Origin of the sequence: Roseomonas acroporae, from assembly GCF_023223525.1 — a bacterium.
In the GTDB taxonomy this organism is placed as follows: Bacteria; Pseudomonadota; Alphaproteobacteria; order Acetobacterales; family Acetobacteraceae; genus Roseomonas_E; species Roseomonas_E acroporae.
Genome location: NZ_JALPRX010000185.1, coordinates 1 through 4,471, shown reverse-complemented (window position 1 = coordinate 4,471; position 4,471 = coordinate 1). Strand labels below are relative to the sequence as shown.

Genomic DNA, 4,471 nt, shown 5'->3' with positions numbered 1-4,471 from the left:
CCCAGCCCAGTCGTTTCGGCAACGGCTCGTCAGCGTGACAATGCCCGATCTCCACGACCTTGCGGCGGAGCGCGCCGAGCAGCACGTCGTGCTCCCAATGCGCGAGGTCGGGCGGGACCAGCGTGAAAAATCAAGTCCAACTTGAGTTCAGAGCCCTGGGAAGTCCAATATGAATATTGACGCAGAATGTATCTTGCTAAACAATGCCGATAACTCTAACATGGACTGCATCACGATGTCTGACCGTATGATCAGGAAGTGCTCTTGGGATCCGAGAATGCAGGGCATTGAAGTCCCCCATGTTGCTCCAACAACACCTATTCAAGGTGACAGTGTCTCTCCGGCACGTTCGTCTATGCCAACACCCGGCACGATACCGAATCGTCTCGTATCAGAAAATACACCTGCCGTCGGTCAGCATCTTCACATTGGCAAGCTGTTTTCGAAACGGCCGGACTAGGTCCAGCTTGCGAGACGGCGCCCGACTCATGACCTATTCCTACTACCGCTTTCTGGGAAAGATCACCGACCACACAGTGTGGCTGTACCATGTGTCCGGTCTCAGCCTGCGGGACGTCGAGCTACTTCCGGCCTCGTTGGGCATTGCCGTCACGTACGATAGCATCCGGCATTGGTGCTACGGACCAACTCTGTCCGCGAGTTGCGTCGACGGGGCCCCAGGCCGGACGGCATCTGTCATCTCGAAAAGGTTTTCCTGAGGATCAACGACAAATTACGCTGCCTTTGGAGTGCAACTGATTTTGCGGCTGTGCCGACTGGCGCCAGTCGGCCGTTCCGGAGCAATCACCTATGGACCCAAACCTGATCGAAGCCGTCGCTCGCGCACTGATCGAGGCCGAGGATGATCTGCCAGGTACACGTATACCGGTAATCACCGCTGAAGAACTTGCCGAGACAGTTTTAGCCACTATTGTTGCCGCAGGCTTCGATCTTGTTCGTCGTAAGTCGGACTAGGTCGTGTCTGCAAAGACGGCTACAGCCATAGCAGGATCATGCCGATGGTGACCATGGCGAGGTAGTTGGCGGCGCGCTTTTCGTAGCGCGTGGCGATGCGCCTGAACTGCTTGAGGCAGCTGAACATCCTCTCGACCGCGTTGCGCCTGCGGTAGGCCTTGCGGTCGAAGCGCGGCAGCCGGCGCTGGTCGCTGCGCGTCGGGATGACGGGGCGAACGCCGCGCCGGCGCAGGCGCGCCCGGACGGTCGGGCTGCTGTAGCCCCGATCGCCGGCGACACACCGGGGGCGCAGCCGCGGCCTGCCGCGCCCGGAGCGGCGGACGGCGCCATGGTCCATCAGCGCCTCGACGGCGATCTGCTCGTGCCGCTGGCCCGCGGTGAGCACCGTCGCCATCGGCCTGCCGCCGCCCTCGGCGCGGACGTGCAGCCTGGTCGAGAAGCCGCCCTGGCTGCGGCCGAGCCCCTCGCGCGCCTGCGCCTCACCCCCCGATGGCGCCATCCCGGCGGACGCCGGCGGCGTGCTGGTGGGCGCGGATCACGGTCGCATCCAGGAAGTGCAGATCCCAGTCCAGCCCGCCTGCCGCATCCGCCTCGGCCTGCAGGCCGGCGAGCACCCGGTGGTCCCAGACGCCGGCGGCCTGCCAGCGGTAGAACCGCTGGAGACCGTCCCGACAGGCCCGTAGCGCGCCGGCCCGAGCGACATCGCCCAGGCACGCCTCGTCGCTGAAGCTGCCAAGGAGGTCTCACAACCAGACAGTTGGCATCGGCGCGGGCGCTGTCGGGCCGGTCCCGCCAGGCGTAGTGCCCGAGGCCGAGACGCCGAGCACGCGGCAGGTCGTGCGGACCGGCCAGGTGTCGGCATGGTCGGCGATGAAGCGGAACTTCATCTCTGGGCTTCCGAGAAGATGCCGATGGCCTTTTTTAAAATGTCGCGCTCCATGCGGGCGCGGTCGAGCTCCCGGCGCAGCCGCGCCACCTCGGCCGCCTGATCCGCCGGCAAGGCCATGGCGGGCGCCGTCACCGTAGGGGCAGACCCCGCCGCAGGCGCCATGGCCCGTGACCGCGGCGCCTCGCCGTTCTGCATCGCGCGCCAGTTGCGCAGCATCGAGGGCTGGATCCCCAGCTCGGCTGCCACCCGGGTCAGGGGGCGGCCGCTCGAGCGCAGCAACTCGACCGCCTCGCGCTTGAACTCCGGCGTGAACTCCCGCCGCGTCTTGCTCATCAGACACCTTCCTCGCTCCCATGGAGCTTACTCAGGGGTGTCCATCAACTCGAGGGAGGATCAGCCCTCAACTCCAGCGCAGAGCGGTATCATCACACCAAATCAGAGCAACAACCCCCTTCAGATTTCAGCAGCCTGCCAGACCAACGCCAGACACAGTCTAAAAAAATCTCACAAATTGGCAAAATTTCCAAAATATAATTTATCAATTAAATAATTCTTCGATGTTGCAAATATCCACCAGAGAGACTTCTTGAAAGTTCTTGCAACCTATTGGCGAAAGAGGCACCATTTATTCGCCCTGTCTGGTGAGCAGCCATGCTTAGAAGCGCCGCACACGTGATTCCTATCGAAAAAGATCAGACTATGAATAGCGACTCTTATTCAGCGCAGAAAAGAAATATCTTTCAAGGAAATGATAGTTTGCGTGCATTGCTTGAGTTAGCCGGAGTGAAGGCAGGATCCGAGCACAGCGAAGGATCGAGAAATCTCGACGAAGTTCGGCGCCTCAATGTCACCGAAAGTGACAGTGTAAATCTTGCCACAAAGTCAAACCAAACTTCTTTGCTGGAAGATTTCTTGTTATATGTTTTGGATCAGCGCCGGGCTAAATATGCTGCAACAAGGCTGTTAGATCGATTTGGGTCGATCGCAGGGGTGATGACAGCTGCCTCAGGGCGGCTAGCTGAGGCGATGCCGGAACTCGAATGCTGCGAACAATTCCTCAAGGCGGCACACAGAGTACACATGGCGACGCTTGTTTCACCACTCAACTCTGGCCCAGCAATAAAAACATGGTCCGCGCTTGAGAAATATCTTAGGCTCACATTGAGCCACGAACAGGCTGAAGTTTGCAAAATACTTTTCTTAAATTCGAAAAATAGCCTAATTAAAGACGAAGAGCACGCAAGGGGGTCGATAAAAGGGGTACAGATTTACCCGAGAGAAATTGTAAGGCGTATTATTGAAACAAACGCATCCGCAATAATAATCGTGCATAATCACCCAAGCGGTGATCCTACACCAAGCGACGAGGATATCGAACTTACAAAACATTTGTTTCGAATTTTAAAAGATATGGATGTAGCGCTCCACGATCATGTTATTGTTGGCCATGATCGTTGCGTTAGCATGCGCAAGCTTCGGCTTTTTTAAGGACAGAGAATCATGGTAAATGAAATCATTGTGCCGCAGCAAAATGATGCAGAAACAAAATTCCGGATGGCCATTTCTGGTTATGTGTCATCGCATACGAACAAGATTATGCCGACCGAAAATTATGCGAGCCTTTCGTCGTTGATGCCTGCCATAAATCAGGCCAACCAAACATCAGTTGGTAATATATCTTATATTTTCAATGGGCGAAATTTGACGCAGGTGATAAATTCGGAGGAAATGCGCTCAGCAGATCCGGAGATTAGTCAGAATAATATATTGATTTCGCATCAATCTTCCGAAAGGCAGCAAGTGGATGGTCTATACAATTTCTCCCTGCGTCAAGATCCGAATACAAGTATGCCAAATGGCAGTTCGAATTTTGGCTCAAATTTAGCGCCATCCTATTGTCCTGTTGATCAGGAATACCTGACGACGCGGATTAACTTTGCCGAAAAAATTTTACCGTTTTCCTCAGGCATGACTACAAGCGGGGGCTTTGCGCCGGATGTGCTAAATTCTCAGGCCAGCAATAGATATTCTCCACTAGCCCATAGTGCAAATTCGACAATTTCTTCTCCTTTGCATTTTGGTCTGGAAAAAATGGGCAACTCAATATCGGCCGCCTCAATAGAAAAGCCGCAAAATGGAAATTCCAGGTTTGATGCTGTCGACAACACGCATGTTACAAAAGGCGAGCTCGTCATAAATTCTACGAATGCCACAAGCCCATCCATGCACACAATTTCGCAAAATGATCAACAGACACAAAATTATGCGGCCGGCGGATTCAATTCCGTCAGTCAGCCAACTTCTTTTGATAACACAATGGGCCTGCTTCAGCCTTCGGTCACTACATTTGTTGAGGAAATAAAAGGATTTACAATCTCCGCTGATGTTATTTCACCAGAACAAGCAAAAGCACAGATTGCGTTGGTGAGCGACTTAATGACTAGCGGCAGCCAAGCGAATTTAAACCAGAAAATTGACGAAGCTAGCATTGCGTCAAGTTCTTCTCAGAGAAATCAATCAGCTATAGTAGTCACCGAGCATAGTACGGACCAACACGCCACTACCGCCGTGGTGGAGCCCGGCACGAGCCAGCCCACTACCGCCGTG

At 55.1% G+C, this 4,471-nt stretch carries 5 protein-coding genes and 1 pseudogene; 3 read left to right on the top strand and 3 right to left on the bottom strand.

Annotation, left to right across the window (positions count from 1 at the left end):
• The first annotated feature begins 810 nt into the window (after positions 1–810).
• On the top strand, positions 811–975 hold the full coding sequence (locus M0638_RS27625; RefSeq protein WP_248670173.1) for a hypothetical protein: 165 nt from the start codon (positions 811–813) through the stop codon (positions 973–975).
• A 19-nt stretch (positions 976–994) separates the two neighbouring features.
• On the opposite strand, the pseudogene M0638_RS27620 reads toward M0638_RS27625, so the two are convergent.
• From M0638_RS27620 to M0638_RS27615, 3 genes and pseudogenes are all read right to left on the bottom strand, one after another.
• A pseudogene (locus M0638_RS27620) lies at positions 995–1,666 on the bottom strand (IS5 family transposase); the annotation flags it as partial.
• Between the two features lie 52 nt (positions 1,667–1,718).
• Positions 1,719–1,862, bottom strand: a complete 144-nt coding sequence (locus M0638_RS29315; protein WP_408903686.1) for a hypothetical protein — start codon at positions 1,860–1,862, stop codon at positions 1,719–1,721.
• The gene (locus M0638_RS27615; protein WP_408903685.1) at positions 1,859–2,197 is read right to left on the bottom strand and encodes a transposase; all 339 of its coding nucleotides are present in this window, start codon (positions 2,195–2,197) and stop codon (positions 1,859–1,861) included. Before M0638_RS27615 ends, M0638_RS29315 begins: the two co-directional genes overlap by 4 nt.
• Before the next feature lie 339 nt (positions 2,198–2,536).
• Between M0638_RS27615 and M0638_RS27610 the strand changes: the two genes are divergently transcribed.
• Complete coding sequence (locus M0638_RS27610) at positions 2,537–3,352, top strand: JAB domain-containing protein (RefSeq protein ID WP_248670172.1); 816 nt, start codon at positions 2,537–2,539, stop codon at positions 3,350–3,352.
• A gap of 12 nt (positions 3,353–3,364) precedes the next feature.
• Positions 3,365–4,471: hypothetical protein (locus M0638_RS27605; protein ID WP_248670171.1), on the top strand; the 1,107-nt coding region annotated here is incomplete at its 3' end.

Coding starts and splice junctions, on each gene's coding strand:
- M0638_RS29315 (WP_408903686.1), bottom strand. CDS start 1,862: ATGAAGTTCCGCTTCATCGCCGACCATGCCGACACCTGGCCGGTCCGC.
- M0638_RS27615 (WP_408903685.1), bottom strand. CDS start 2,197: ATGAGCAAGACGCGGCGGGAGTTCACGCCGGAGTTCAAGCGCGAGGCG.
- M0638_RS27625 (WP_248670173.1), top strand. CDS start 811: ATGGACCCAAACCTGATCGAAGCCGTCGCTCGCGCACTGATCGAGGCC.